This is a genomic window from Burkholderia metallica, assembly GCF_001718555.1.
GTDB classification, from domain to species: domain Bacteria; phylum Pseudomonadota; class Gammaproteobacteria; order Burkholderiales; family Burkholderiaceae; genus Burkholderia; species Burkholderia metallica.
The window spans coordinates 1,390,455-1,417,363 of record NZ_CP013401.1; the positions used below are offsets into that span (position 1 = coordinate 1,390,455).

A 26,909-nucleotide genomic window follows, 5' to 3' on the forward strand; every position below is an offset into this window, starting at 1 on the left:
CCGGACGCATGGGCGAGGGGCCGCTCACCGAAGCAAGGAGAACATCATGATGAACCTGATCCTGTGGCGCCACGCCGAAGCCGAGGACTACGCGACGAGCGATCTCGCGCGCCAGTTGACCGTCCGGGGCCGCAAGGACGCGCAGGCAATGGCCAAATGGCTGCGCGCCCGCGTCGAGACGAATACCGTGATCCTCGCGAGCCCGGCGGCCCGCACCGTTCAGACCGTCGAGGCACTGACCGACCAGTACCGGACGGTCGACGCGCTCGCACCTGGCGGCAGCGTCGACGACGTGCTCGCGGCGGCCGGCTGGCCGGACGGCATCGCGCCGACGGTCGTGATCGTCGGGCATCAGCCGACGCTCGGCAGCGTCGCCGCGCAGCTGATCGCCGGCGGCGACGACAGCTGGAGCGTCAAGAAGGGCGGAATCGTGTGGCTTGCAAGCCGCACACGCGACGGCAGCCGGCAGGCCGTGCTGCGGGCGGTATTGACGCCCGACCTGGTGTGAAGCCCGTCCTGAAGTGCTTTGCAGGGAATCATCATACGGTTCTGCAAGCTTTCTGCTAAAGTCAATTCGGCGACGCGTCATTGAAAGGACACGGTCGTGCCACATAACGGTCACGGCCGATTACTACATTGGCGGGCATGTCGCCTTATTCCTTACGACCAGGAAAGCCTAATGCGAGAACTGCCGACGCCTACGCTCCCTTTTGCCTCGCTTCCCCTCGACACGTCGCGGCGCCACCTGCCGCGCGCTGCTGAAACCGTCACATCGGAGTATCGCCTGCGCGCCGCGTGGGCGCGTACGGAAGACGAACTGCGCGAGGCCCAGCGCCTGCGTTACAGCGTGTTCGCCGAAGAAATGGGCGCGCAGGTCAGCGGCCCCTCCGGTCTCGACGTCGATCCGTTCGATGCGTACTGCGATCATCTGCTGGTTCGCGATCTCGACACACTGAAGGTCGTCGGCACGTACCGCGTGCTGCCGCCGCATCAGGCCGCGCGTGTCGGCCGTCTGTACGCCGAAGGCGAATTCGACCTGTCGCGCCTCACGCACCTGCGCGGCAAGATGGTCGAAGTCGGCCGCTCGTGCGTGCACAGCGACTACCGCAGCGGCGCCGTCATCATGGCGCTGTGGGGCGGCCTGGGCGCGTACATGATGCAGAACGGCTACGAGACGATGCTCGGCTGCGCGAGCGTGTCGATGGCCGACGGCGGCCACTATGCGGCGAACCTGTACCAGTCGCTGTCCGCGGGCTCGCTGACGGCGCCCGAGTATCGCGCGTTCCCGCACACGGCCCTGCCGGTTGATGAGTTGCAGACGGGCACCGTCGTGGCGCCGCCGCCGCTGATCAAGGGTTACCTGCGTCTCGGCGCGAAGATCTGCGGCGCACCGGCTTGGGATCCCGACTTCAACTGCGCGGATTTCCTGACGCTGTTCCGCCTGTCCGACATCAACGCGCGCTACGCCCGTCACTTCCTGGGCTGAGCCGGTCCGAACTGCGTCGCGCCGCCGGGCGCGCGCAAGCGAACGCCGTCGCATGGCATCGGCCGCGCGACGGCGTTTGTTCGTCTGATCGACGTGTATGTGTATGAACCGGACCCTGTTAATTTCGGCGATACGCAACCACCGGCGTGCCGCGGGACGGCACGTTCGCGACCGGCCCCGGGGGGCGGCCGGGCGGCAGCGGCGCGCTTAGTGCTTGCGCCGCCAGTCGAGCAGGTGGTGTTCGGCCATCCAGTGATGAATCATCCCTTCGCCTTCATGTCTGCGCTTGTATTCGCGCGACTCGAAGTACGACAGGGCGGCGAGCACCATCAGGCCCACGCACAGGCCAATCAGGCCGGCAATTTCTTCAGACGACATGGCAGCCTCCTTTCCTCGGCTTAGTGCCATGCGTACATAGTAGGACATGCGCGGGCCGACTCCGAAACGGGAATTCCGCTAGACTCGGCCCGGTCCCGGCGCGCGATGGGCGTGCCGATTTCCGGAGCCATACCCGATGACCCGTTTCATGCTGGCCGTGCTGGCCGCATCGTTCCTCGCCGGCTGTACCAGCGATCCGCATCAGGCTCGTCGCGGCCATCCGCCGGAAGATCCGGCCGACTATCATGGCGTGCCGACCGACATGACGCCGCCGTCGATGCTCGACGCGCCGCCGCCTAAGCCCACGCAGTAACGGCCGGTTCGGCCGGCCGTCAGGCGCGGGCCGCGGACGCGTCGGCGCCGATGTGCCGCAACAGCCCCGGCAGGTAGCGCGCGAGCGTCGCGCCGCGCGCGGCCATGAACAGCAGCAGCGCGAACCAGAGGCCGTGATTGCCGTACGTGCCGACGGCGGCGAGCGCGGCCACGACGAAGATCGCGAGCGACGCGACCATCGCGCGCATCAGCGATTGCGTCTGCGTCGCACCGATGAAGACACCGTCGAGCAGGAAACCCCAGACCGACACGATCGGCGAAATCGCGGCCCATGGCAGGTAGCGCAGCGCCACTTCGCGGATCTCGGCCTGGTCGGTCAGGCGCGCGACGATCCAGCCGCCGGCGGCCCAGTACACGAGCGCGAACAGCAGCGCGCCGAGCGCCGACCAGAGCAGCGTGACGCGTACGGCCTGCCGGAAGGCGCGGCGGTCGCGCGCGCCGGCCGCCGCGCCGACGAGCGCTTCGGCCGCATGCGCGAAGCCGTCGAGGCCGTACGCCATGAACGTCTGGAAATTCAGCAGCAGCGCGTTTGCCGCGAGCGTCGCATCGCCTTGTTTCGCACCGAGATGCGCGAACCAGCCGAAGGCGCCGAGCAGGCACAGCGTGCGCAGGAAGATATCGCGGTTGAGGGCGATCAGCCGCCGGAGCGCCACGCGGTCGGCGAGCGCACGTGCCGCGATCGGCGCAAGGCCGCGCGGCCGCAGCCGCCACAGCATCCACGCGCCGAGCGCGAAACCGCATGCGTCCGCGGTAGCGGTTGCGGTGCCGATGCCGGCAATGCCCCAGCCGAAGCCGTACACGTAGAGCAATACGGCGCCGATGTTCACCGCATTGATGAACACCTGCGCGACGAGGGCGAGCCGCACGCGCTGCATGCCGAGCAGGTAGCCGAGCACGACGTAGTTCGCGAGCGCGAACGGGGCGCTCCAGATGCGCGCGTGGCTGTAGGCAAGCGCCGTCGCGCGGACGGCATCGCTGCCGCCGAGCGCGGACAGCGCAAATGACAGCAGCGGCACCTGCAGCGCGAGCACCGCGGCGCCGAGCGCGAATGCGACGATCAACGCGCGCAGCAGGTTCAGGCGGATCCCGGCGGCGTCGCCGGCACCGTGTGCCTGCGCGACGAGGCCGGTCGTTCCCATCCGCAGGAAACCGAATCCCCAGAACACGAAATTGAAGAACAGCCCGCCGAGCGCGACGCCGCCGAGGTACTGCGCGCCGTCGAGGTGGCCGGCGACGGCCGTGTCGACCGCGCCGAGGATCGGCTGGGTCAGGTTCGCGAGGACGATCGGGAACGCGAGCGCGAGCACGCGCCGGTGCGTGATGGTAGCCGAGGTGGTCGAGGCGGCCGCGCCCGTGCCGGCCTCGTGCGGTAATGCGGATTCGGACATGACGGACGCGTCAGGCGCGTTCCTGCACGCAGACCCACGGCGATACAACGACCGCCCACAGCTCCGGGTTGCGCGCCGCGTAATCGGCGGCGGTTTCGGCCGGCATGCGCGCGACGAGGCCCGCCGACAGCCAGCGCGTGACCTGCTCGGCATCGTCGTCGGCAACCGCTTCCGCGACGCTGACGAGATCGAGGTCGCGCGCGACGGACAGCAGCTTGCCCTGCGCGAAGAAGCGTTCGAGATCGCACCAGTCGATCTTGGCGGTTTCGCCGAGGAGTTTGGCGTAGAGCGGGCTGTGCGACGCGCCAGCGCCGGAGTGGTGATCAGAGGACATCGTTTTCTTGGAAAGACTGCTTGGGTGGCGCCACTATAAACCATCCGGCCGGGCGGGCCGCGCGTGGCTGCCGGCTCATGCGTCGCGTAGCGCGCGGCGCACGATCTTGCCGGTTGCGGTCATCGGCAGGCTGTCGACGAACGCGATCGCGCGCGGATACTCGTGCGCGGCGAGGCGCGTGCGCACGTGCGCCTGCAGCGCCTGCACGAGCGCGTCGTCGCCGGTGTAGCCGGGGTTCAGCACGACGAACGCCTTGACGATCTCGGTGCGCGTCGCGTCGGGCACGCCGACGACGGCCGCCATCCGGACCGCCGGATGCGTGAGCAGGCAATCCTCGATCGGGCCGGGGCCGATCCGGTAGCCGGCGCTCGTGATCACGTCGTCGTCGCGGCCGACGAAGCGCACGAAGCCGTCGGCGTCGATCGTGCCCGTATCGCCGGTGAGCAGGTAGTCGCCCGCGAACTTGTCGCGCGTCGCAGCGGCGTTGCGCCAGTATTCGAGGAACATCACCGGGTCGGGGCGGCGCACCGCGATGCGCCCTTCGACGCCGGGCGGCAGCGGCGTGCCGTACGCATCGACGATCGCGACCGCATGGCCGGGCACGGCCTTGCCGATCGCACCGGGCTGCGCATCGAACAGCGCCGCGCACGACGACAGCACCATGTTGCACTCGGTTTGCCCGTAGAACTCGTTGATCGTTACGCCGAGCGCGTCGCGCCCCCAGGCCGTCAGCTCGGTGCCGAGCGACTCGCCGCCGCTCGCGACCGATTTCAGCGACAGCGCGTAGCGTTCGCGCGGCGCCGGGACGGTGCGCATCAGCTTCAGCGCGGTGGGCGGCAGGAACGCGTGGGTGACGCCGTGCCGGGCCATCAGCGCGAACGCCGCGTCGCCGTCGAATTTCTCGAAGCGGCGGGCGAGCACGGGTACGCCGTGATGCCAGGACGGCAGCAGCACGTCGAGCAGGCCGCCGATCCATGCCCAGTCGGCGGGCGTCCAGAACAGGCGTGCGTCGCGCGGGAAGCACTGCTGCGACATCTCGACGCCCGGCAGGTGGCCCAGCAGCACGCGATGCGCGTGCAGCGCACCTTTGGGTTTGCCCGTCGTGCCGGACGTATAGATGATGACCGCCGGATCGTCCGCGGCCGTATCGGCCGGCGTGAAGTCGGGCGTTTCGGCGGCGAGCGCCGCGTCGTAGCGCAGCACGCCCGGCTGATCGGGCGCATCGTCGCCGATGCAATAGACGGTATGCAGTGACGGCAACTGCGCGCGCAGCGGTGCGATTTTCGCGTAGCCGGCCGCGTCGGTGACGAGCGCGGCGGCCTCGCTGTTCGCGAGCCGGTATTCGAGCGCATCGACGCCGAACAACGTGAAGAGCGGCACCGCGATGGCGCCGAGCTTGTATGCGGCGAGGTGCGCAACGGCCGTTTCGGGGCCCTGCGCGAGAAAGATGCCGATCCGGTCGCCGCGTTGCAGACCGGCACGCACGAAGCTGTTCGCGAGCCGGTTAGAAGCATTCCTCAGGTCGTCGAACGTGATGCGGGAAACGTCGCCTTGCGCCGTTTCGTGGATCAGCGCGAGGCGCCCGCTGCCGTCGGCCCATTTGTCGCAGACGTCCACGCCGATGTTGTAGCGCGCCGGAACGCCCCATCGGAAGCGGGAGAGCAGGTCGTCGTAGCGGTCGGCGGCGGGCAGCATCACGTGGTCTCCTCGGGGCGAATGGCATCGCGGACGGACGACTTACATCAGGGTTTCACGCAGACGAATCCACAATGGCGCCTGATGGTAGGGAATCTTCTGACTCGTCCGAAAGCGGCGCCTCGATGCACGATTCCACAATGACGCATAAGATCACGAAAAACAGTGTGTGACCATGGATTTGCTTCTGATAGCTGCGGGGTTCAGCCTGATCGGAATCGGCGTACTGGTGGCGTTTGCCCGTCACGTCGATCCGTTGTCCGGCCGGTTCACCGGACGTCTGCGCAAGCGCTGACATCACCTTCCCGATTTCCACCGCGACGGCACGCGATGCGCGCCGGCATCGCGTGTCGTCCATCGGGCGCTCAGCGCGCCGGCAGGTAGCGTGACGGGTCGATCGACCGGCCGCCGTAGCGCAACTCGAAATGCAGCGCGACGCGGTCGCTGTCGCTGTTGCCCATCTCGGCGATCGACTGCCCTTGCGTCACCGACTGGCCTTCCTTCACCAGCAGCGCGCGGTTGTGCGCGTAGGCGGTCAGGTAGTCGGCGTTGTGCTTGAGGATGATCAGGTTGCCGTAGCCGCGCAGCCCGTTACCCGCATAGACCACCACACCGGGCGCCGCCGCGACCACCGGCGTGCCCGGCGCGTTTGCGATGTCGATGCCCTTCGATTTCGAGCCGTCGAACGTGCGGACCACGTTACCGGCTGCCGGCCAGATCAGCGCGATGCTCGTGGCCGGTTTGACGGCCGATTCGACCGGTGCGGAAGGCGCGGGGCGGGCGCGGCCGGCGCTGCCGGTACCGGTGGTCGACGGCGTCGATGCGGTGGTCGTGCCGGGCGGCGGCGCGACACGCAGCACCTGGCCGACTTCGATCGCATCGGGGTTCGTCATCTGGTTCCAGCGCACGATGTTCGATACCGACGTGCGGTTGTCGCGCGCGATCTTGTACAGCGTATCGCCACGCTCGACGCGATAGAACCCGGGGCCGACAGGCGCGGAGCCGCACGCGACGAGCAGGGCGGCGCAGGCGGCTGCGAAGAGTCGCTTCGTTGTTGTTCCGAACATTGAACCTCGCAAAACCCTGCCGCTCGTGACGCGACAGGCAACACAAAACGTCCGATTTTAACGGGTTCGACCCGCGCTACGCAGTTTGGACCGCTGCAGGGGCCGCCGCGCGCCGGTCCGGCGTGCGGCGAATCGGCGTCCCGGCCGGTGTTTCAGCCGGCGAGCGGCAGCACGCGAATCCGCAGCGTGGCCGTTTCGGTCGCGCCCGGCGCGAGCATGCGCAGCCCGAGGCCGTTGTGGATCGCATCCGGCAGGCCGAGCCACGGCTCGACGCAATAGAAGTCCGAATCCGGCTTTTCGGTCCAGGTGGTGACCGCGTACCACGGGATCGAACCCGGCACGTCGAGCGCGATTTCGATCGTGCGGCGGCGGCACGGCATCACGATGCGCACCGGCGTGGCCGGCACGCCGTCGAGGCAGTGGAAGCGATCGAGGATGTCCGGGTCGTCGAGGCGATAACGGGCTTCGCCCGGCTCGGGCGTACTGATCGAGCCGTCCGCCTCCTGCGCGCAACGGTGCGTCGGCGGCAGGTCGAGCGTGGTTTCGGCGCGTTCGCCGTGCGGCAGCGCGAAATAGAAATGGTGGCCGGCGTAGTACGGCAGCGGCGTGTCGCCGCGATTGGTTGTCGTCAGCGCGACTTCGAGCGTGTGCGAGTCGGCCAGCCGGTAGGTCGTTTCGAACCGGAAATCGAACGGGTAGCTCGCCTGCAGCGCGTCGGTCGCGTCGAGCGTCATCGACAATGCGGCGCCATCGGCCGACGGTTGTGCGGCGAACGGCAGGTCGCGCGCGAAGCCGTGCATCGGCAGGTCGCGCACCACGCCGGCGGCGTCGCGCCAGCGGCCGAGTTCGCCGTCGACGCGATGACGGCCGAGGAACGGGAACAGCAGCGGATTGCCGCCGCGCACGCGCGCGAGGTTGCTCCAGTCGGCCGTGTCCGGCCAGAAGATCACCGGTTCGCCGTCGACATGCCATGACAGCAGGCGGCCGCCGAATTGCGGAGCGACCCGGACGAGCGACGGGCCGGCGTGAAGTTCGTGAATGTCGTGTTGCTGGAAGGTCGGCATGGCGAATCGGGTTGGGCGGGTGGACGGATACGGCGCGCTCCATTATCGGGCCGCGGCGGCTCGGGGAAAACCCTTCTGGGGAAATCGCGAGTTTTTAAGACCGCCAACGCTCGGGATAATGCCTCTAAACCGGTGAGGTTGCCGGGTCATGACACTTCGTGGAGGGGGCCATGGATCTGGCAATGGCAATGGGACTCGCACTGTTCGGCATGTTTACCGGCAGCACGGTATTATTTTTCTATCAGCTCGGCCGCTGACGGCAATTCCTGCCGACATCGAAAGGCCCGCCATGCAAATGGCGGGCTTTTTGCTTTCTGAGTGCTTACAAATTGCAAGCGTTTGTGTGCAACGCCGCAATATCCGGCCAAATGCCTTGGCGCGGTAATCCGGGCTCGGCATAATCGGGGCGCGTTTTTTCGGACGCGCATCGCGTCGTCCGCTTCTCTTCCCGCTTAATCTTCATTAAAAGGACCGACGCGTGAGCCTCTGGTTTCTGGTATTCCTGAGCGTCCTGCAGGGCGTTACCGAACTCTTTCCGGTCAGCAGCCTTGGCCATACGCTGCTCGTGCCGGCGCTGTTCGGCATGCACATCGACAAGCACGCCCCGCAACTGCTGCCGTTCCTCGTTGCGCTGCACCTCGGCACCGCGCTGGCGCTGCTGTGGTATTTCCGCGCGCGCTGGATCGCGCTGATCGGCGGCTTCTTCGCACAGCTCGGCGGCCGCAAGAACGACGACGGGCACCTGATGTGGGCGCTCATCATCGGTACGATTCCGACCGGCATCGTCGGGCTGCTCCTCGAGAAGCGCATCGAGCGCGTGTTCCACGACCTGCGGATCGTCGCGATCGCGTTGATCGTGAACGGCGTGCTGCTGTGGCTCGGCGATCGCATCCAGCGTAGCCGCGCGCATCAGGCGCCCGAGAAAATGACGTTCAAGCAGGCGTTCTTCGTGGGTCTCGCACAGATCGGCGCGCTGATTCCGGGCTTCTCGCGCAGCGGGCTGACGATGATCGCCGGCAATGCGGCGGGGCTGACGGCGGAGAAGGCCGCGGAATTCTCGTTCCTGCTCGGTACGCCGATCATCTTCGCGGCGGGCGTGCTCGAACTGCCGAAGCTGTTCCATGCGCGCGACCAGCTCGCCGATGCGCTGCTCGGCGGCGTGCTGACGGCCGTCGCCGCGTACCTGAGCGTGCGGTTTCTGATGCGTTATTTCGAAGGGCGCGGCCGGCTGGCTTCGTTCGGCGTGTATTGCGTGATCGCGGGTGTGTTCTGCCTGGGCTGGTTCATGCTTCATCCGCAGCCGGTTTGACGCTGCTGCGGCCGGCCTTGCGTGATGTTTCGCGATGATCGGGTATAATTTCGGGCTCGGCTTTCTTGCCGGGCCCGTTTTGTTTCGTTTCGGGGTTTCGCGTTCGGTGGTTGTGACGTCCGAGTGAAGCCCGGTGGCAAAGGTGGCCCGTGCCGGCCGTGTCTTTTCTCCCCGACCGCCCTTAGCTCAGTTGGATAGAGCAACGGCCTTCTAAGCCGTAGGTCACACGTTCGAATCGTGTAGGGCGGGCCAGTGAAATCAATAGGCTAGGTTGTTTTTTGCGGCCTGTCTTCAGCCTTCGATAATTCCGTGTAGGTGTCATATAGGCGTTCTCAGTCAACGCAGATTCAAATCAATCTGGGTTGGGTGGCGCGGCGACTGCAAGTGACCGCAGTCAGGACGTGCATCGAGTGGCCAACGTACATGCAATTTGCTTGCCGTATGAAGCGAGTCTGAATGCTGGAACGCATCCGCCATCGATGGCTCGTTCTTTGCAGGCCCGACTACCTGTCAGATCGAGTCCCGGCTAATACAAATCACCCAATTGGGTCGCGCTGCTTGCAGCCATGACCCATCTAGCATTGAAGTGGAACTGGCCATTGGTTAGTTCGTTTCGAGCGAGCGTGTCTTTTGCGCACGCCGATGGGTCTACGTTCAGCATTCGCCTGAACGGGGGTGACACTGCACGCCTATGCTGCGGAAACAACGGGACCTTCGCCGTGCTCGCAAATGCCAGCTTTAAGACAGGCCGCTTGAAGCTGCGGCGAACTCCTTTGGATCGTGCAGAGTTGTTCACGTCGCCACAGATCGCCACTCGCGATCGTGTGCCCATCCTGTCGCCAGGATGAACGTGCCCGCGAGATATGGATCGACTATTTTCCCCGTACGTTCCTGTCACAAGCTTCATGTAAATCGTATTGGTGTCGGCCGAGACTGGTGCGGTACTGCGGCGCGGCGAACCCTGCGCCGGTTCCCAACCACTTATTTGATTGGCGCGTGGAAAGGATGTCAGCAAGGAAATTGCAAAGGAATTTCAGGTATCTTTCGCTGGCAAACGTTTTGTCCTACAGTAGCGGGGCCTCACGCTGGTGAGCCAGTTGGGGACAGAACCTGAGACGATAATAAAGGGATTTCAAATGAGTTTCGCCCCGAATGGCGGTATTCCGGCCGGCTCCGGCGGGAATCTGTTGGGCTCGCTGAGCGCGCTTGGCGGCCTTGCCGGGCCGGTTGCGTCCACGGTGGCAGGCCAGATCGGCCCGCTCGCCGGCCTCGCAAGTCATATCGACACCGTGCAACGCGCTGTCCAGCTTGCGCAGACCGGCTTCTCGCTAATGAACAAAACGCCGGCCGCGATTGCGGACGCGCTCAACAATGCGGCTGGCGGTGTCGCTCGGCTGACTCAGCTAAATCGATACGTGACGATCGAGTCGCCGCTCGGTTCGGACGTGTTGCTGGTCAGCACCGCGATCGTCGATGAACATGTCAATCGATTGCCGGAGATTCACCTTGATTTGCTGTCACACCAGCATGATCTGGCACCCGAACAGTTGATCGGTCAACCGATCAAGATCCGCTTCGACCAGAATGCGCGGCAGTCGACGCTGGAGCGCATCGTCTCGTCAGGCGGGGCCGATAGCATCCGTTACTTCGACGGCTACGTTACGTCGTTCGACCGAGCGGGCAACCCGGGCAAGGTGACGCAATATCAAATGACGGTGGCGCCGTGGTTCTGGTTTCTGACGCGCTCGACCGATTGCCGGATTTTCCAGAACAAGACCGCTCAGGACATCCTCACCGAGATTTTCCAGGATCACGGCTTCACTGATTTCGAGTTCGACATCCGGACCGCGCAAAAGCCGCTCGAATATATCGTGATGTACCAGGAGTCGTATTACAACTTCTGTGCGCGTCTGATGGAGCAGGAAGGCCTGATTTGGACGCACCGCTACGAGAAGGAAAAGCACTTCCTAGTCATCGGTGATACGAATTTCGTTTTCCGCCCGATCGACGGGTTGGCCAATTTGCCGTATGCGGCCACCGCGGCGAGTGAAGACAACGGTATCGACCAGTTGCATGAAGGGCGACGTTTCGGCGTCGGCAAGATCGCCTTTCGCGACTTCAATCACCAGAACCCGTCGTCGCCGCTGATGCTGGCGCAGGCCGAGCCGGAGAACCTCCGCCATGCGGGGCTCGAGACAACGGAGCGTTTCGAACACCAGTCGTTGTTCGACCACGGCGATGATGGCGACCGTTACGCACGCATTGCGATGCAAGCAGAAGAAGCGAGCGCGCATCGGTATACAGGCAGCGGCTACGCATGGCGGATGACGGCTGCAGGCAGCGTGACGGTGACGAACCATCCAGTCATGGCCAACAATCAGGAATACGCCATTCTGCACGTTCGCCACGAGGCCGTGAACGACTACACGGAACACAACGCAAAGCTGCCGTACCGCAATACATTTTCTCTGCTCCCGAAGAAGTTTCCGTATCGTTCGCCCAGAAATACCCCGAAGCCCGTCATCCACGGCACCCAGTCGGCAATCGTGGTCGGCCCCAAGGGCGAAGAAATTCACACGAACGGGAGTGCGGTCAAGGTGCACTTCCTGTGGGACCGCCGCGGCAAGCTGGACGGCTCGGATTCGATGTGGATTCGCGTGTCCCAACCATGGGCGGGCGACGGTTGGGGTGCGGCCGCCATTCCACGGATCAAACAGGAGGTCTTGGTCGCGTTTAATCAGGGGGACCCCGACAATCCGGTCATTGTGGGCCGCGTCTACAACGGCGAGCAGGGCAATCCTTATCACGGCGCCGCAGGGCAGACGATGGGGATCAAGAGCCAGACCCACAAGGGCGCAGGCTCGAACGAATTGCGGTTCTCCGACGTGAACGGCGCGCAAGAAGTCTTTCTGCATGCACAGAAGGATATGAACACGGTCATCAAGGATTCGGAAACGCATACGGTCGAAGCCGGCGCGCGCACGGTGTCGCTGCTCAAAGGCAGTGAGACGAAGCAGATCGCGCAGGGCGGATTGAAGGAAACCATCGCGCTGACTCGCGACACCACGGCGAACGTGATCAATACGAAGGCCATCGCAAGCAAGGCCGGGCCCGGCATGCAAAGCCATCAGGCGAGCGATGGAATCGAGCATCGTGTCGGGGATGGCGTCGTGACGATGACGCCGGACAGCATCAAGCTGACCTTTGGACCATCAACGATCGTCATCAACGCGAACGGCATCTATCTCGACGGGCCGGTCATCCATCTGAATCGCGGCAGTGCGCAATCCGCGGAACAGGCGCTCGCGCTCGAGTGGGCGGCAGAGCAGGCGACGATCGCGAAAGGGCTGGCGAGCCCCGACCCGGCGACGCGCGCGGCGGCGGCCAAGCTGGCGAGCTCGCTGAAGGCGCAGCAACTGGCGAAACTCGCGGATCACGTGTATCACCCGAACGATCCGCCGCCGACCGGGTGGAAGATGGCGACCAACGATCCGGAAGCGTTGAAGGCGTTCGGACTCAAGCCGAGCGACTTCGAGAAAAGCGGTAGCAACTTCGGGTCGCAGATGTATATCCCGGATCCGAATGTCTTCGGCGACAGCATGAAGCCGACGGTAGCGTTCAAGGGTACCCAGCAGCTCTTCGGCGAAGACATGAGCAACAACATGGCGCAAGGGCTCGGCGCCGATGCGCCGTATTACCGCAATGCGGTCACGATCGGCAAGAACATCGAGACCACGGGCGCGTCGGCCGGCGTCGATTTCACCGGGCATTCGCTCGGTGGCGGACTGGCGTCCGCTGCAGCCGAGGCCAGCGGCGGTTCGGCCGTGACCTTCAATGCTGCCGGCCTCAATCCGGAGACCGTCGCGCAATACGGCGGGACCGCCCAGGCGGCCAACATCACCGCCTATCGCGTCGACGGCGATATCCTGACCGGCCTGCAGGAAGGCCGCCTCGGACCGATCAGCGACGGTACGGCGGCGCTGATGCCCAAGGCGGTTGGCAGCCCCGTCACGCTCGACGGTGAAAGCGTGACCACGGTCGGCCGTCACCTGATGGGTGACGTGACGAACGGGATCAACCAGCAGGTCGCGAAGGATCAGCTCGACCTCGTTTCCCAACTGAATTCATCTCACTGATGCGATACAAGAAAGCGATAACCGCCGGCGCGATTGCCGCACTCGTTGGAGTGTCCTCGCCGCTCTGGTGGCCCACTCAAGCCCAAGGGACGAACATGACTGGCTTCAAGCGTTACGCACCGGAAGATTTCTTTTCGGGGCAGCAACTCACGTTGGCTCAGGCCATTCATGACGGCGATCTCGGCCGGGTTCAGCAGCTCGCGCCGAAGACTGATCTGAATGCGCCGGGCGCGAAGAATACGACGCTGCTCTCGTATGCAGTGCAGGAAATCGTCCCGGTCAAGAACGACGCGTCGAATCCGAGGTACCAGATCATTTCTGTGCTCGTGAAGAACGGCGCAGATCCCAAGGCGCCGGTTGGCAGCAGCGGCGGATCGGTCGTCGATGTCGCATTGCGGGCCGATACGCCCAATCTCCTGCGCGTGTTGTTGAGCAGCGGGCTCGATCCCAACTGGCTATACAACGGCGACACGCCGATGATCTTCGCGGTTGCAGAGAACCGGTTGCTGCCCCAGCTGAAGCTGCTGGTCGAGCACAAGGCGAACGTGAATGCGCGCGATTCGCTCGGAAAGACCGCGCTCTTCGAGGCGACGATGATTCAGCAGTGGGACGTCGTCGACTACCTGCTCTCGCACGGTGCGGATCCGAAGATTGCCAGCCAGCTCGGCGTGTCGTACGGGTGGGTGCTGCAGAACGAGTTGAAGAACCATACGGCCGCGGACTCGCCGGCGCGTACCCGTATCGAAGAGATTCGTCGCAAGATCGTCACGGCCGGCGCGCCGTGGCCGCCGCTCGATCCGAAGGCGCAACGCGCCGCGATGCGTGCCCGCGGCGAGAAGGTCGTGACGCCGGCCGGCCAGACAGATTGAACGCACTCGCGACCGTTGAAGTGTCGTGCAATGATTCGGGAAATGATGAACGTTTTTGATTCGACGTCGCGTGTCAGGCGCGAGACGGTCCTCGGCGTATCCGGGGTGCTGTACGTCCTCTCGCTGATGATGCCGGCGATGCATTTCGAAAAAGAAGCGTCGCTTAGCGGGCTGTCGGTTCTCGCCCAGGGCTGGTGGGGACTTTTCATGTTCAATCCAGCATGGCTCGCCAATCCGCTTTACGTCGTTGCGGCCGTCCAGCTTGCCCGGAACCGATATACGCGCGAGCCAGTTTTCGGCCGCTGCGCTCGCGTGTGCGCTCTGTTCACTATTCACGACGAAGTGGTACTTCAACGAAGCGGACGCGACGCCGATATCTGGCTACGGCGTCGCGTTTTACGTGTGGCTCGTCGCGCATATCGTATTGCTCGCGGGCAGCTTGCGCTTGCGCCGGGAAAGCACCGTCGCGCTGCCGGGAAAATGAGTGTCGGCGTGTGGACGCTGATTTCGACCCATTCCAACACCTACACTTCACGAGAGAACTAGCATGACGGATTCCGAAAACCGTATCCGGATTCACGAAGGCAGTATCGTCCTGCCGAACGGTTTCGAGGATCGCACGACCAACTTGTTCGTGCCAGCCGATACGGCTGCGCAGCCGAACCTCAGTGTCGCACGCGACTGGCTCAAGGACGGAGAGACCCTTGCGTCGTATATCGATCGTCAGATCGCGCTGCTCAAGTCGCGATTGCAGGGACATCGGGTGCTTTCGCGTCAGCCTGAACGGCTTGGGCCTGAAACCGATGGAATGCCTGGGGAGCGCATCGACGCTGCTTATCGGAATGGTCCCAAGACCGTTTTTCAACGGCAAGGCGCATTCATTGTTGCCCCCGGACGCGTGCTGATCTTTACCGCATCGAGCGCGAAGAGCTTCGGCGAAACGCTCGACGCATTGTGGCGCAACTGGCTCGACGGCTACCGTCCGGCAGAACAAGATTCGGCATAACAACAGCAAAGGACAATCATCGTGTACGAAGCCGCACGAGTCACTGACCCGATCGATCACACCAGCGCGCTTGCGGGCTTTCTGGTCGGCGCCGTGCTGGGCATCGCCCTGATCGCCGCAGTCGCTTTCGCCACATTCACATGCGGATTCGGCGTTGCGTTACTGGCGGGCATGATGGCCGGTATCGGAGCGCAGGCTCTCCTGTCAATAGGGGAGTCGATCGGGAAGATGTTCAGCTCGCAGTCCGGCAACATCGTTACCGGTTCACCGGACGTCTACGTCAACTCCCTGTCGGCGGCCTATGCGACGCTGAGTGGCGTGGCTTGCAGCAAGCACAATCCCATCCCGCTTGTCGCGCAAGGATCGACGAACATTTTCATCAACGGGCGGCCCGCAGCGCGAAAGGACGACAAGATTACCTGCGGCGCGACGATCGCCGATGGCTCTCACGACACGTTCTTTCACGGTGGCACGCAGACATACCTGCCGGTCGATGACGAGGTGCCGCCGTGGCTGCGGACGGCGACCGACTGGGCGTTTGCGCTGGCGGGGCTGGTCGGTGGGCTTGGCGGACTCTTGAAGGCAGCCGGCGGGCTCTCGCGCGCAGTTCTACCGTGCACCGCAAAATTCATCGGCGGGTTCGTCCTTGGAGAAGCCTTTGGGCGCTACGTCGCCGGCCCTGCGATCAACAAGGCGATAGGCGGGATGTTTGGCAACCCGGTCGACGTGACGACCGGGCGGAAGATCCTGCAGGCCGAATCAGAAACCGACTTCGTGATCCCGAGCCCGATGCCGGTTTCGGTCGAACGATTTTATTCAAGCAGTATTGACTATGCGGGAACGCTCGGCCGCGGTTGGGTGCTGCCGTGGGAGCGTCGTTTGCATGCGCGTGACGGGCGCCTCTGGTTTACCGACGCGCAAGGACGCGAGAGTGGGTTTCCGCTGCTGAGATCTGGGCAAGCTGCATTCAGCGAAGCCGAGCAGCAATACCTGACCTGTACGCCGGATGGACGTTACATCCTGCATGACATTGGCGAGACGTATTACGACTTCGGCCGATACGAGCCGGACTCCGGCCGCATCGCATGGGTGCGCCGCATCGAGGATCAGGCGGGGCAGTGGTGCCAGTTCGAGCGCGATAGCCGCGGCCGCGTCAGCGAGATTCTGACGTGCGGCGGATTGAACGCCGTGCTCGATTACGAGCAGGAACACGGACGGCTTAGCGCGGTCACGCTCGTTCATGGCAACGAGCGCCGGCTGGCCGTCGCTTACGGATACGATGAGAACGGTCAGCTGGCGTCGGTGACGGATGCAAATGGGGCGGTCGTGCGCCAGTTCGCATATACCAATGGCCTGATGGCGAGTCATGTGAACGCACTGGGTTTCACGTCGAGTTACGTGTGGTCGAGGATAGAAGGCCAGCCGCGGGTTGTCGCGACGCGTACCAGCGAAGGCGAGGACGCAACGCTCGAATACGACATCGAAGGCCGTCAAACTCGCGTTCGGTATGCCGATGGCCGCACCGCGCATTGGCGCTTCGACGCACAGTTTCAGATTGTCGAGTACACCGACTTCGACGGGGGACTCTACCGGATCAAGTACAACGACGCTGGCATGCCGGTGATGCTGATGCTGCCGGGTGAGCGCACGGTCGAGTTCGAGTACGACGACGCAGGCCGGATCGTCGCCGAGACGGATCCGCTCGGTCGCACGACTCGCACTCGCTATGACGGCAACAGCATGCGGCCCGTGGAGATTGTCGGGGCCGACGGCGGCACCTGGCGCGCGGAATACGATCCGCAGGGCCGGCTGCTGTTGAGTCAGGATCCGCTTGGTCGGGAAAATCGCTACGAGTACCCGAAAGGGTTGACCGCGCTGCCGATCGCGCACGTTGACGCGCGTGGCGGTCGCTCGACGCTGGAGTGGAACGGCCTCGGCGAGCTGGTCGGCTACACGGACTGTTCCGGCAAAACCACGCGGACGATTTTCGATGCGTTCGGCCTGCCGCTCGCGCGCGAGAACGCACTGGGGCAACGCATCTCGTATGATCTGCGTCCCACCGGCGAGCCGCGCCAGATTAGGTATCCAGACGGCAGCGCGGAGACATTCGAGCACGATGCGGCAGGATTGATGGTTAGACACGTCGACCGTGGCGGACACGTCCAGCAGTTGCTGCGGAATACTCGCGGGCAGCTAATCGAGACGATCGATCCTGCCGGAAGGCGGCTTTGCTATCGCTACGATGCACAAGGACGGCTTCGCGAGCTCCGACAGGGCCACGCCCACTACACATTCACGTATAGCGCGGGCGGCCGCCTGTTGACCGAGACCCGTCCGGATGGCGTGCAGCGACGGTTTGAGTATGGGGAAGCCGGTGAATTGTTGGCGGTAGACTTTGTTGGTGCGCCGGAGGGCCGTTCGGCGCAAGATCGTCCGATTCGAACCATCCGATTGGAACGTGACCGGATGGGAAATGTGAAGGTGCAACATACGCCGACTGAAGTCACGCGCTTCGAGTACAACAAGGGTGATCAGTTAGTGAGGGTAGAGCGGACGCCGACGTCAGCCGGCATAGCACTTGGGATCTCGCCGGACGTTGTGAGCTTCGAATACGACAAGGCCGGTCGACTGCTTGCCGAGCATGGTGCGAATGGCAGCGTCGAATATGCGCTCGACGCACTCGATAACGTGATGGCGCTCGAGTTGCCGCACAATCAGACGCTACAGATGTTGAGTTACGGCTCTGGGCACGTGCACCAGATCCGCTGCGGCGATCAAGTGGTGAGTGACTTCGAGCGTGACGACTTGCATCGTGAGGTCACGCGTACACAGGGACGGCTGACTCAGCGTTTTGCCTACGACCCGCTTGGCCGAAAAGTCTGGCAGTCCGCTGGCTTCCAACCGGACGCACTCGGTCGAGGACGCGGGCAGTTGTGGCGTAACTACGGCTACGACGCGGCGGGCGAACTGATCGAGACCAGCGACTGCCTGCGTGGCAGCACGCAGTACAGCTACGATCCGGCCGGACAGCTGACACGTCGTGTAAACACCATGGATAGGGAGCTGGAGGAATTCGCTTGGGACGCCGCCGGAAATCTGCTCGACGAAGCGGAGCGGCGAAGTCGTGGGTACGTCGAAGGCAATCGCCTGCGCATGTGGCAGGACCTGCGCTTTGAATACGACGCGTTCGGCAACCTGGCGGCAAAGTTTCGCGGGGCGAACCGGACGCAGCGCTTCACGTATGACGGGCAGGACCGGCTGATTGCGGTCCGAACGCAGGACGTGCGTGGCGTGGTCGAAACTCATTTTGCCTACGATCCGCTCGGTCGGCGCATCGCGAAAACCGATACCACTTTCGATGTGCGCGGCGCGAAGCAACGCACCGAGACGAAATGGTTTGTTTGGGAGGGGTTGCGACTGGCTCAAGAGGTCCGCGAGACTGGTGTGAGCAGCTATGTGTACAGTCCAGACGCACCTTACTCGCCAGTGGCGCGCGTCGACGCGGTAATTGCAGAGGCGCTGGCTGCAGCAGCAATCGACACGGCCAAACGTGCCGCGCGGATCTACTACTTCCATACCGATCTCGTGGGAGCGCCGCTCGAAGTGACCGACGAGGCGGGGGAGTTGGCGTGGGCCGGGCAATATGCGGCTTGGGGTAAGGTCGAATCGAGCAGCCGGCAAGTGACGGTCGCGCGCACCGATCAGCCGTTGCGCTATGCTGGGCAATATGCCGACGACAGCACGGGCCTCCACTACAACACGTTCCGATACTATGATCCGGACGTAGGGCGGTTCATCAACCAAGATCCCATCGGATTGTTGGGTGGTGACAATCTGTACGCGTATGCGCCCAATCCAACCGGATGGATTGATCCGTGGGGATGGTGTGTTACACCTACTGTTTCCCGGGGGGCCGCCGGTCAGCCACTTCGTGCAACCGCGACAATCACGGCTGCGGACCTCGGCACCGGAACCGCAACGAATGCGTCGTCTCGAGCGTGGGCGAGATTATTGGGGTATCCAACTGACGATGCCGGCCATATTCTAGGAAAACTTCTCGGCGGGAGTGGTGGAAAGGACGGTGTCTTCCCTCAGTTACCGGGCATCAACCGTGGTTTGTTCAGGGATTTCGAGGGACGGGTCGCAGCGTATGTGAAGAGGGCTGGCTCGGCTGATGTGGACATCCAATTTGTCTACGGTAATGGCGGCACTCGGCCTACACAGATAATCTATGACGTATTCCAGAATGGGCAAAAGATTATGGGCGATATTTTCAATAATTAAAGGTTGAAGATGATGGATGCTAATATTGAACAAGCGCGATCGGCATTGCGATCATTCATGTTGGAAATGAATAAATGGGAAAAGGATTTTTACAAGAAAAAGCGTAGTGCGCTGGAAAGTGGTGGCGATGTTTCTGAAATTGATGATCGTGCACGGAAAGATCTTTCGGCCATTTTGGAGAAATGGGCGTTCCAAGAAAAAACAAACCAAGGTCGTTTGATTGACTTGGGTTGTTCGGATCCTCCGACATACGATCCTGGCACTGACGTCGAAGACAGCGTGGAATCCACTGACGGCGAGGTGGTTTTCACCATTCGCCAGACATTGGGAATGTTGACGCTATCCCGATTCACGATGAAGGAAAAGGCGGGTAAATGGATGGTGAAGAAAAAAGAATTCCTTAATTTTAAGGATAAATGGCAGCGTTCAGTTCTCTAACAACGTCGCTCGACCTGTTGCTCTGGTCGGGCGTTGTTAAGGCTGACATGTATTCTGATATGCGTGAAAGTTGGATGCGGAACTGTTTGCGCGGATCTGTTGCGCTTTAATTGGATTGGCGAGAGTGGCTTGTGAGAGTCGTTAGTTGGGGGGCGGTCAGTTTCTAGGCCTCTATGCACGGTAGCGGAGCAGCAACATCGTCACTCGATCAGTTGAGGTGAATGCGAGAGGCACTTCGTCCATATGGACGGAAGTTGCTGGAATCAGAATGGAAAGGTTGGCACGCATAGTATCGATTTCGATATTGTAAGGGACACGAATCAAGCCGATGCGGTTCCTATCATCTGTTCTACACGATGGTCCAGTGTCCGGTATGTCGCGTTGAAGAGGTACTTAGTCAGATCCATCAACTCGCGCGCCAGGCCGGCGGGCGCTGTCTTTTGGAGCAGTATGCGGGCCGCGGCACACCACGCTTGGCCAGAAAAGTCTGGCAGTCCGCTGGCTCCCAACCAGACGCGCTCGGTCGAGGACGCGGGTAGTTGTGACGTAAATACGGCTACGACGCAGCGGGCGAACTGATCGAGACCAGTGACTGCCTGCGTGGCAGCACGCAGTACAGCAACGATCCGGCCGGACAGTTGACTCGTCGTGTGAACACCATGGATCGCGAGCTTGAGGAATTCGCTTGGGATGCCGCTGGCAATATGCTCGATGGCGCACCCGGCAAGAGTCGCGGATACGTCGAAGGCAACCGTCTGCGGATGTGGCAGGACATTCGCTTCGAATACGATCCGTTCGGCAATCTGGCGACGAAGCTTCGCGGAGCCAACCAGCAGCAGCGCTTCACTTACGATGGGCAGGACCGGCTGATTGCGGTGCGCACGCAGGACGCGCGTGGCGCGGTCGAAACGCGCTTCCATTACGATTCGCTTGGCCGGCGTATTTCGAAGACCGATACCACGTTCGACGTGCGTGGCGTGAAACTGCGCAGCGAGACGAAACGGTTCGTATGGGAAGGCTTGCGCCTCGCGCAGGAAGTGCGCGAGACAGGCGTGAGCAGCTATGTGTACAGCCCTGATGATCCGTACTCACCAGCGGCCCGCGTCGATGCGGTGATCATGGAGGCCCTGGCCGCGGCCGCGATCGAGACGGCGAAGCGCGCGTCGCGGATTTACCACTTCCATACGGATCTGGCAGGGGCGCCGCAAGAGGTCACCGACGAGGCTGGCGAACTGGCGTGGGCGGGGCAATACACGGCGTGGGGCAAAGTCGAGCCGAGCAAGCGTCAGCTCGCGACCGCGCGGGCGGATCAGCCGCTGCGCTATGCCGGTCAGTATGCCGACGAAAGTACGGGGCTACACTACAACACGTTCCGGTTCTATGATCCGGACGTGGGAAGGTTTATTAATCAAGATCCGATTGGGTTGGTGGGCGGCGACAATTTGTACGCATACGCATCAAACCCATTGACCCGAATCGATCCGATGGGGTGGTGTTCCACTAAGCTCAGGGAAAATATGGGGGCTCGCCCGCATGATGGTATGGCGAACCACCACCTGATTCCTGAAGAACTCATGAAGCCCCCCGACTTTGCAGCCATGTTCAGCCGGTTGCGCGGCATGGGATTCGACTGTGATGGTGCGTCTAATGGCATATTCCTGCCCGGAGGCTCCAAGCTTGCCCAAACGCTGGAGCTTCCTGGACACTGGTCGAACCACGGGCAATACACTGCGGCCATTGAAGCTGAGCTAACGAAACTTAACCAACAATTCCTGGCGGGCCGTCTCAGTGATACGCAACTTGTGCTCGGTGTCGGGCGCATTCAAAATATGGCGAGAGAAGGCTTGGGGTCCGGTAAATATTTGGTTGATGCAATAACGGGAAGGTTACTTTGATGAATGCACGTTTCTTCGTTGTTAAATATCGCGCTGGAGACGCAGGCTGCCCTCCATACCTGTCGGGAGAATTGAACCGTGATGAATGGGAGTGGCCGATGTATGTGGCTGATCCATTTGGCGTCGATGTAAAGCATGAATATATTTTCGCGCTATCAGATCCGTCGATTTCAATTGATTTTGATTTATACGGAACGCAAACGAATTACGTGTCAAAAGAGTTTTTGAATGCATGTGAAAAATTGGGGGTTGGGTATAGAGCAATCCCCATTGACATCGTTGCGGGCGGAAAACCGGCAGGTAATAAAGAGTATTCAATTTTCTTGCCAGCAGATCATGAGTCTCTGCTTGATCGACAAAGGTCGAACTATTCCGAAGACCGGGATCTGGAAACAAAAGAGGTTGCCGAGAATAAGTTGTTTCCAGGGACTCCAATGTATAGTTGGATCAAAAACTTCATTCCGCGCGACGATTGCGCTAGCAATCTTTTCAGATGTACCGAAACAATGGATCTGGTATGTAGCCAGGGGTTTAAATCGGAGGTGGAGCGATACGCATTGAAAGGCATTGATTTTTTGCCGATCGATGAAAACTATTCGTACGACCCGTGGGGTGAGGCGCCGTAGGCCGCCATTTATCTCGACACTATGATTTGGATGTGGGGCAATACGTGAGTGATGTCTACGGTCTGAGGCAGGATGAAGCATTTCAGCCACTCGTCCAAGTCGACGATGACGGTGAAATCGCATATGACAAGAGCGTAGCTATACGAGCAACCGCTCTATGCGGGCAAGGGTTTGGTCAAGATTATGACCCCGTTAAGCTTACGTGGGGCACTTCGCGCAGAAAAAAGACTAGCGACGTTCATACGATGCTATCTCCGTTTCTCGTGTTTAGTGAGAGGGCGCTGGATGTATTGGCGCCGGTACTTTGTGACAGTGGGGAGATATTGCAGGTCGAAGCCCCGATAAAAGACATGTCCGGATTTCATGTAACCCGGGTGATAGAGAGTGCTGTCGATATGGATGCATCAAAATTCAAAGTCTATCCTCGGGCGACGGTTTTTAATAAAATATTTCTTCTGAAGAGTCGCGTTGAAGGGGTCGATATATTTCGCCTAAAAGAAAGTCCTGCTACAGTATTTTTATCCGAGCGTTTTAGAGAGCTTGTAGAGAAAAATAAATTAAAAGGGTTCGATTTCGGAGAGGTCATTTCGCAATCTGAGAAGTAGGATTTCGCAACTCCCGGTGACTGGTCAGAGCATGGCCCGGGTGGCCTCGATTTCACGAGAGTAACTTGTGAGAATCATACGTTGGGGGTGGTCGACTTCTGGGCCTCTATGCGCGGGTAGGCCGACGAAAGGAATTTTGCGGAGCAGCAACGTTGTCACTCGATCAGTTGAAGCGAATGCGAGAGGCGCTTCGTCCATACGGACTGAAGTTGCTGGAATCAGAATGGAGAGGTTGGAACGCGCAGTATCGATTTCGATGTCGCAAGGGACACGAATCAAGCCGATGCGGCTCCTATCTGTTCTACATGACGAGCGGTGCCCCGCCACCGATCTGTTTGGCAAGAAGGGGCGCGCGGCTCGGCGTTCGACCGCTTCCGTTGGACGAGCGACTCGGTGTTGAGCAGCGACTGCGCGAACTGGACCGCCTCGGCGAGGATCTGCGTGAAGTGGAGAAAGCGCTTCGCAAGCGACCGTCGACGACGCGCGATTACGAGTGATGTTGACGATCACCGGCGTCGACCCCCGCCCCCGGTTTCCCCACCTCCCCATCACTCGACCGTCACCGATTTCGCCAGATTCCTCGGCTTGTCGATATCCGCCCCCCGCAAACACGCCGCGTGATACGCAAGCAACTGCAACGGCACGACGTGCAGGATCGGTGACAACAACCCGTAGTAATCCGGCATCCGCAGCACCGACACGCCTTCGCTGTTGTCGATCCGCGTATCGGCATCGGCGAACACGTAAAGCTGCCCGCCGCGCGCTCGCACTTCCTGCATGTTCGACTTCAGCTTCTCGAGCAGCGCATCGTTTGGCGCGATCGTCGCAACAGGCATCGTGTGCGTCACGAGCGCGAGCGGCCCGTGCTTCAACTCGCCCGCCGGATACGCCTCCGCGTGGATATACGAAATCTCCTTCAGCTTCAGCGCCCCTTCGAGCGCGATCGGGTAGTGCAGCCCGCGCCCGAGAAACAGCGCATTCTCGTGCTGCGAGAATTCCGCGGCCCAGCGCTCGATCTGCGGCTCGAGCCCGAGTACGTCCTCGAGCGCGCCTGGCAGCCGCCGCAATTGCATCGTGTAGCGCGCGAGCTGCGCGTCATCGACGTAGCCGCGCAGCCGCCCGAGCGTGACCGCGAGAATGAACAGCGCGACGAGCTGAGTCGTGAACGCCTTGGTCGACGCGACGCCGATTTCCGGGCCGGCCCGCGTCAGGAAACGCAGGCCGGTCTGTCGCATCATCGCGCTGGTCGGCACGTTGCAGATCGCCAGCGTGTCGACGTGGCCGAGTGCCTGCGCGTACTTCAGCGCGGCGAGCGTGTCGGCGGTCTCGCCGGATTGCGACACGCTGACCACCAGCGTATTCGGCATCGCGAGCGCGTCGCTGTAGCGGTACTCGCTCGCGATCTCGACCTGCGCGGGCACGCGCGCGATCGTTTCGAGCCAGCGGCGCGCGGTCAGGCCGGAATAGTGGCTCGTGCCGCACGCGAGAATCAGCACGTTGTCGATCTGCTCGAACGCCCGCGCGGCGTCGGGCCCGAACACGGCCGGATCGAACAGTCCCGCATCCGGAATGGTCGCGGCCACGGCCTGCGGTTGCTCGAAAATCTCCTTCTGCATGAAATGCCGGTACGGCCCGAGTTCGACCACGGCCTGCGCGGACGAAATGGTCTGTACCGCGCGTTCGACCGGAGCGCCGCTGCGATCGAGTATGCGCACGCCGCCGGGCGTCAACTCGACGATGTCGCCTTCCTCGAGAAAGATGAAGCGATCGGTGATGCCGGCGAGCGCAAGCGCGTCGGAGGCGAGAAAGCATTCGCCGTCCGTCACGCCGACGACGAGCGGCGAGCCGGCCCGCGCGCCGATCAGCCGTTGCGGCTCGTGCTTGCTGAACACGGCGATCGCGTACGCGCCATGAAGCTGCGAGGTCGCCGCGCGCACGGCGGCGAGCAGGTCGCCGCGATACTGGCTGTGGATCAGGTGCGCGACGACCTCGGTGTCGGTCTGGCCGTCGAACTCGTAGTGCGCGGCGGAAAGTTGCTTGCGCAACGTTTCATGGTTTTCGATGATGCCGTTGTGCACGAGCGCGATTTCGTCGCGCGAGAAGATCGGATGCGCGTTGCAGGTTGCCGGCGCGCCATGCGTCGCCCAGCGCGTATGCGCAATGCCGGTGCTGCCGGTCAGGCCGGCGGTGCGCACATGCGCATCGAGATCGGCGACGCGCGACACGCTACGCTCGCGACGCGCCTGGCCGTCGACGACCGTCGCCACGCCGCATGAATCGTAGCCGCGATATTCGAGGCGACGCAAACCTTCAATCAGAATCGGGACGATGTCCCGTTGCGCGACCGCGCCGACGATGCCACACATGACTCGTCACCTCCCTGTTGGTCATCATGGACCGCGCGCACCGTTGTGTCAGCGCGATGCGGTTGCCGTTTCCGCCGCCGCTGCCGTCGCGAGCCCGCACCGGGCGGGTATGACGGGGGCGGCCATCCTGCGTTCGAATGCCAGATAAAGCGATTCCTCCAGTACGTTCCAGTGCGCACCGTGCCGGTATGGGCCCGATCGCGCCTGCCAGCAGGCAACCGTGCCCCAATCGTTCATCCTGAGCGCGACCAGCGCGATCAGGCTCCACGGGTAATCGGTGTCGGCGAGTTGCGGCCAGCGCTTGCCGTACTTCCGCATCCATCGCGTGTAGATCACTTCGCCAGATTGTTCGGGAACCTGAATATCGGACAGGAGCGGGAGGATCTGCGCGAGCTTCGCCGGATAAAAACTCGCATCGCTGACCTGCTGCGTGCTGGCAAGAAAGCCGGATGCGGTGCCGCGCCAGAACACCTTCAGGATCGCGGATGCCAGCCGGTCGGCACGCTGGCCCCACGAGTCCGCATGCGTGGGATCCGCGCGCCGCGCGTAGTACGCCGCGAGCGCTTGGAACGCGCGGTGCACCTCGACGTTGTCCATCAGCAGCGCGACGTGCAGCGACGACGAGATCTGATAGACGCCGGAGGGCTTGTCGAGCAATGCGTCGAGATGGTCGACGGCGCGGTTCAGGCTGAGTTCCCACGCGGTGGGCAAGCCATCGGGCGGCGCGAAGCGCGCGAGCAGTTCGATCCACGTCGCCATTGTCGCGTCGTCGGTTTCCGCGCTCGCGCATGAGCGGTACCGGTCGTTCTTCACACAGAAGCGATCGAAACCGCCATCGGGACGCTGGCGCGGCAGCAACCACGCAATCCATGCGAGTGCGGCCTGGCGCGCGTCGAGTTGCGCGTCGGACGCGGCGAGCAGCGCCTTCGCCGCGAAATACGGGTCGATGCCGACGCCGTTCAGGCGCACGGTGATCGCACCGTCGGCGCGTTGGTACAGCCCGTTGAGCCGGAGCTCGGCGGCGCCCGCATGTAACGCGAAGCCGCACGCGGCGATCCAGCAGGCGACGTGCCACAGGCGGCACAGCGCGACGGTGGCCGCAACGCGCGAACGTGCGGCGGAGTAAAGCGCGGGCCGATTCATGATCCTGGGCTCCTGCGCGGCGATCCTGTTCAATCGTCGCCGGGTACGGCGTTGGCCGCGCCGCGTCCGGCGAGCATGGCTATGTTGCGGCTCGGTTCATCATGGCGCCGGTGAACCAGAGGCTGGTATCGATCCTTTGCGTTCACGAGCCGGTTCGGGGCATCGGAGCCGGCCCACGGCGCGTGGATAGTGCGTACTTCAGCTGGCCACGTCGGCACGTTCGGCACGCAGAGCGCTTGTCTTTCGCTGCTGACGCACGCGTCGCGCTTCCGCACGGCTTCGTGGACCGGGCCCCGTTCGTCCGCTGTCGGAAGAATGCATCGGGGCGCATCCCACAGTCATTAAGCAAGGCGCGAGCCATCGGCCGCGTTACCGCGCGCAGCAACGGGCGGGAGCGGCGGCCGGTGCGTCGCATGGATGACGGTGATGGATTTTGATTCACCGAAGAATCAGTCCGAGCGGGCGCGAATGCCGGCACGCGATCGGC

The 26,909-nt window shown here is 62.6% G+C and carries 20 protein-coding genes, 1 tRNA gene and 3 pseudogenes; 15 read left to right on the forward strand and 9 right to left on the reverse strand.

The features are described 5' to 3' along the window. Window positions 1-46: 46 nt before the first annotated feature. Window positions 47-508, forward strand: coding sequence for a phosphohistidine phosphatase SixA (sixA, locus tag WJ16_RS06265; protein WP_069256315.1), 462 nt, complete (start codon window positions 47-49; stop codon window positions 506-508). A 171-nt stretch (window positions 509-679) separates the two neighbouring features. Then, window positions 680-1,486 carry a GNAT family N-acetyltransferase gene (locus WJ16_RS06270; protein WP_011351620.1) on the forward strand — a complete coding sequence of 269 codons (807 nt, stop codon included), beginning with the start codon at window positions 680-682 and terminating at the stop codon, window positions 1,484-1,486. Between the two features lie 207 nt (window positions 1,487-1,693). Here WJ16_RS06270 and WJ16_RS35220 read toward each other — a convergent pair whose 3' ends face one another. Continuing rightward, entirely contained in the window at window positions 1,694-1,864 is a 171-nt protein-coding gene (locus WJ16_RS35220; RefSeq protein WP_167375364.1) for a hypothetical protein, read from the reverse strand. A 136-nt stretch (window positions 1,865-2,000) separates the two neighbouring features. Between WJ16_RS35220 and WJ16_RS35225 the strand changes: the two genes are divergently transcribed. Then, the gene (locus WJ16_RS35225; RefSeq protein WP_089445358.1) at window positions 2,001-2,177 is read left to right on the forward strand and encodes a hypothetical protein; all 177 of its coding nucleotides are present in this window, start codon (window positions 2,001-2,003) and stop codon (window positions 2,175-2,177) included. Between the two features lie 19 nt (window positions 2,178-2,196). Here WJ16_RS35225 and WJ16_RS06275 read toward each other — a convergent pair whose 3' ends face one another. From WJ16_RS06275 to WJ16_RS06300, 6 genes are all read right to left on the reverse strand, one after another. Continuing rightward, the gene (locus WJ16_RS06275; RefSeq protein WP_069256316.1) at window positions 2,197-3,585 is read right to left on the reverse strand and encodes an MATE family efflux transporter; all 1,389 of its coding nucleotides are present in this window, start codon (window positions 3,583-3,585) and stop codon (window positions 2,197-2,199) included. Window positions 3,586-3,595: 10 nt separating this feature from the next. Beyond that, window positions 3,596-3,919, reverse strand: a complete 324-nt coding sequence (locus WJ16_RS06280) for a DUF2288 domain-containing protein (protein WP_069256317.1) — start codon at window positions 3,917-3,919, stop codon at window positions 3,596-3,598. A gap of 75 nt (window positions 3,920-3,994) precedes the next feature. Beyond that, window positions 3,995-5,614: an acyl-CoA synthetase gene (locus tag WJ16_RS06285; RefSeq protein WP_069256318.1), complete on the reverse strand. Its 1,620-nt coding sequence runs from the start codon at window positions 5,612-5,614 to the stop codon at window positions 3,995-3,997. Between the two features lie 55 nt (window positions 5,615-5,669). Then, on the reverse strand, window positions 5,670-5,972 hold the full coding sequence (locus WJ16_RS35230; protein ID WP_167375358.1) for a hypothetical protein: 303 nt from the start codon (window positions 5,970-5,972) through the stop codon (window positions 5,670-5,672). A gap of 7 nt (window positions 5,973-5,979) precedes the next feature. Beyond that, on the reverse strand, window positions 5,980-6,681 hold the full coding sequence (locus WJ16_RS06295; protein ID WP_069256319.1) for a peptidoglycan DD-metalloendopeptidase family protein: 702 nt from the start codon (window positions 6,679-6,681) through the stop codon (window positions 5,980-5,982). A gap of 152 nt (window positions 6,682-6,833) precedes the next feature. Further along, window positions 6,834-7,745, reverse strand: coding sequence for an aldose epimerase family protein (locus WJ16_RS06300; RefSeq protein ID WP_069256320.1), 912 nt, complete (start codon window positions 7,743-7,745; stop codon window positions 6,834-6,836). 478 nt (window positions 7,746-8,223) lie between these two features. On the opposite strand from WJ16_RS06300, the gene WJ16_RS06305 reads away from it, so the two are divergent. The 12 genes and pseudogenes from WJ16_RS06305 to WJ16_RS35995 form a co-directional block, all read left to right on the forward strand. Continuing rightward, complete coding sequence (locus WJ16_RS06305; protein WP_069256321.1) at window positions 8,224-9,054, forward strand: undecaprenyl-diphosphate phosphatase; 831 nt, start codon at window positions 8,224-8,226, stop codon at window positions 9,052-9,054. 175 nt (window positions 9,055-9,229) lie between these two features. Beyond that, window positions 9,230-9,306 (forward strand) — tRNA-Arg (locus WJ16_RS06310). A gap of 884 nt (window positions 9,307-10,190) precedes the next feature. Continuing rightward, complete coding sequence (locus tag WJ16_RS06315) at window positions 10,191-13,190, forward strand: type VI secretion system Vgr family protein (protein ID WP_069256322.1); 3,000 nt, start codon at window positions 10,191-10,193, stop codon at window positions 13,188-13,190. Continuing rightward, on the forward strand, window positions 13,190-14,059 hold the full coding sequence (locus tag WJ16_RS06320) for an ankyrin repeat domain-containing protein (RefSeq protein WP_069256323.1): 870 nt from the start codon (window positions 13,190-13,192) through the stop codon (window positions 14,057-14,059). Before WJ16_RS06315 ends, WJ16_RS06320 begins: the two co-directional genes overlap by 1 nt. Window positions 14,060-14,101: 42 nt before the next feature. Continuing rightward, window positions 14,102-14,543: pseudogene (locus WJ16_RS06325) on the forward strand (hypothetical protein). A 63-nt stretch (window positions 14,544-14,606) separates the two neighbouring features. Further along, the gene (locus WJ16_RS06330; protein ID WP_069256324.1) at window positions 14,607-15,065 is read left to right on the forward strand and encodes a DUF1795 domain-containing protein; all 459 of its coding nucleotides are present in this window, start codon (window positions 14,607-14,609) and stop codon (window positions 15,063-15,065) included. 21 nt (window positions 15,066-15,086) lie between these two features. Beyond that, window positions 15,087-19,349 (forward strand): RHS repeat-associated core domain-containing protein, encoded by a 4,263-nt coding sequence (locus tag WJ16_RS06335; protein WP_069256325.1) that lies wholly within the window; start codon window positions 15,087-15,089, stop codon window positions 19,347-19,349. Between the two features lie 12 nt (window positions 19,350-19,361). Continuing rightward, window positions 19,362-19,787 (forward strand): NTF2 fold immunity protein, encoded by a 426-nt coding sequence (locus WJ16_RS32940; RefSeq protein WP_076605941.1) that lies wholly within the window; start codon window positions 19,362-19,364, stop codon window positions 19,785-19,787. A gap of 473 nt (window positions 19,788-20,260) precedes the next feature. Continuing rightward, window positions 20,261-21,682 (forward strand): annotated as a pseudogene (locus WJ16_RS06340) (RHS repeat-associated core domain-containing protein); the annotation flags it as partial. Continuing rightward, complete coding sequence (locus WJ16_RS34675; protein WP_076605886.1) at window positions 21,682-22,308, forward strand: hypothetical protein; 627 nt, start codon at window positions 21,682-21,684, stop codon at window positions 22,306-22,308. The pseudogene WJ16_RS06340 and the gene WJ16_RS34675, both read left to right, overlap by 1 nt. 44 nt (window positions 22,309-22,352) lie before the next feature. Continuing rightward, window positions 22,353-22,913, forward strand: a complete 561-nt coding sequence (locus tag WJ16_RS32955; RefSeq protein WP_076605942.1) for an imm11 family protein — start codon at window positions 22,353-22,355, stop codon at window positions 22,911-22,913. A 310-nt stretch (window positions 22,914-23,223) separates the two neighbouring features. Then, window positions 23,224-23,433, forward strand: a pseudogene (locus tag WJ16_RS35995) (IS110 family RNA-guided transposase); the annotation flags it as partial. A gap of 28 nt (window positions 23,434-23,461) precedes the next feature. Here WJ16_RS35995 and glmS read toward each other — a convergent pair. Continuing rightward, window positions 23,462-25,279 carry a glutamine--fructose-6-phosphate transaminase (isomerizing) gene (glmS, locus tag WJ16_RS06345; RefSeq protein ID WP_069256327.1) on the reverse strand — a complete coding sequence of 606 codons (1,818 nt, stop codon included), beginning with the start codon at window positions 25,277-25,279 and terminating at the stop codon, window positions 23,462-23,464. Between the two features lie 48 nt (window positions 25,280-25,327). Continuing rightward, on the reverse strand, window positions 25,328-26,422 hold the full coding sequence (locus tag WJ16_RS06350; RefSeq protein ID WP_069256328.1) for a hypothetical protein: 1,095 nt from the start codon (window positions 26,420-26,422) through the stop codon (window positions 25,328-25,330). Window positions 26,423-26,909: the final 487 nt, after the last annotated feature.

Bases quoted from the DNA above. Each gene is read 5' to 3' on its own strand.
- sixA (WP_069256315.1), top strand. From the start codon at position 47: ATGATGAACCTGATCCTGTGGCGCCACGCCGAAGCCGAGGACTACGCG.
- WJ16_RS06270 (WP_011351620.1), top strand. From the start codon at position 680: ATGCGAGAACTGCCGACGCCTACGCTCCCTTTTGCCTCGCTTCCCCTC.
- WJ16_RS35220 (WP_167375364.1), bottom strand. From the start codon at position 1,864: ATGTCGTCTGAAGAAATTGCCGGCCTGATTGGCCTGTGCGTGGGCCTG.
- WJ16_RS35225 (WP_089445358.1), top strand. From the start codon at position 2,001: ATGACCCGTTTCATGCTGGCCGTGCTGGCCGCATCGTTCCTCGCCGGC.
- WJ16_RS06275 (WP_069256316.1), bottom strand. From the start codon at position 3,585: ATGTCCGAATCCGCATTACCGCACGAGGCCGGCACGGGCGCGGCCGCC.
- WJ16_RS06280 (WP_069256317.1), bottom strand. From the start codon at position 3,919: ATGTCCTCTGATCACCACTCCGGCGCTGGCGCGTCGCACAGCCCGCTC.
- WJ16_RS06285 (WP_069256318.1), bottom strand. From the start codon at position 5,614: ATGCTGCCCGCCGCCGACCGCTACGACGACCTGCTCTCCCGCTTCCGA.
- WJ16_RS35230 (WP_167375358.1), bottom strand. From the start codon at position 5,972: ATGGACGACACGCGATGCCGGCGCGCATCGCGTGCCGTCGCGGTGGAA.
- WJ16_RS06295 (WP_069256319.1), bottom strand. From the start codon at position 6,681: ATGTTCGGAACAACAACGAAGCGACTCTTCGCAGCCGCCTGCGCCGCC.
- WJ16_RS06300 (WP_069256320.1), bottom strand. From the start codon at position 7,745: ATGCCGACCTTCCAGCAACACGACATTCACGAACTTCACGCCGGCCCG.
- WJ16_RS06315 (WP_069256322.1), top strand. From the start codon at position 10,191: ATGAGTTTCGCCCCGAATGGCGGTATTCCGGCCGGCTCCGGCGGGAAT.
- WJ16_RS06320 (WP_069256323.1), top strand. From the start codon at position 13,190: ATGCGATACAAGAAAGCGATAACCGCCGGCGCGATTGCCGCACTCGTT.
- WJ16_RS06330 (WP_069256324.1), top strand. From the start codon at position 14,607: ATGACGGATTCCGAAAACCGTATCCGGATTCACGAAGGCAGTATCGTC.
- WJ16_RS32940 (WP_076605941.1), top strand. From the start codon at position 19,362: ATGGATGCTAATATTGAACAAGCGCGATCGGCATTGCGATCATTCATG.
- WJ16_RS34675 (WP_076605886.1), top strand. From the start codon at position 21,682: ATGAATGCACGTTTCTTCGTTGTTAAATATCGCGCTGGAGACGCAGGC.
- glmS (WP_069256327.1), bottom strand. From the start codon at position 25,279: ATGTGTGGCATCGTCGGCGCGGTCGCGCAACGGGACATCGTCCCGATT.
- WJ16_RS06350 (WP_069256328.1), bottom strand. From the start codon at position 26,422: ATGAATCGGCCCGCGCTTTACTCCGCCGCACGTTCGCGCGTTGCGGCC.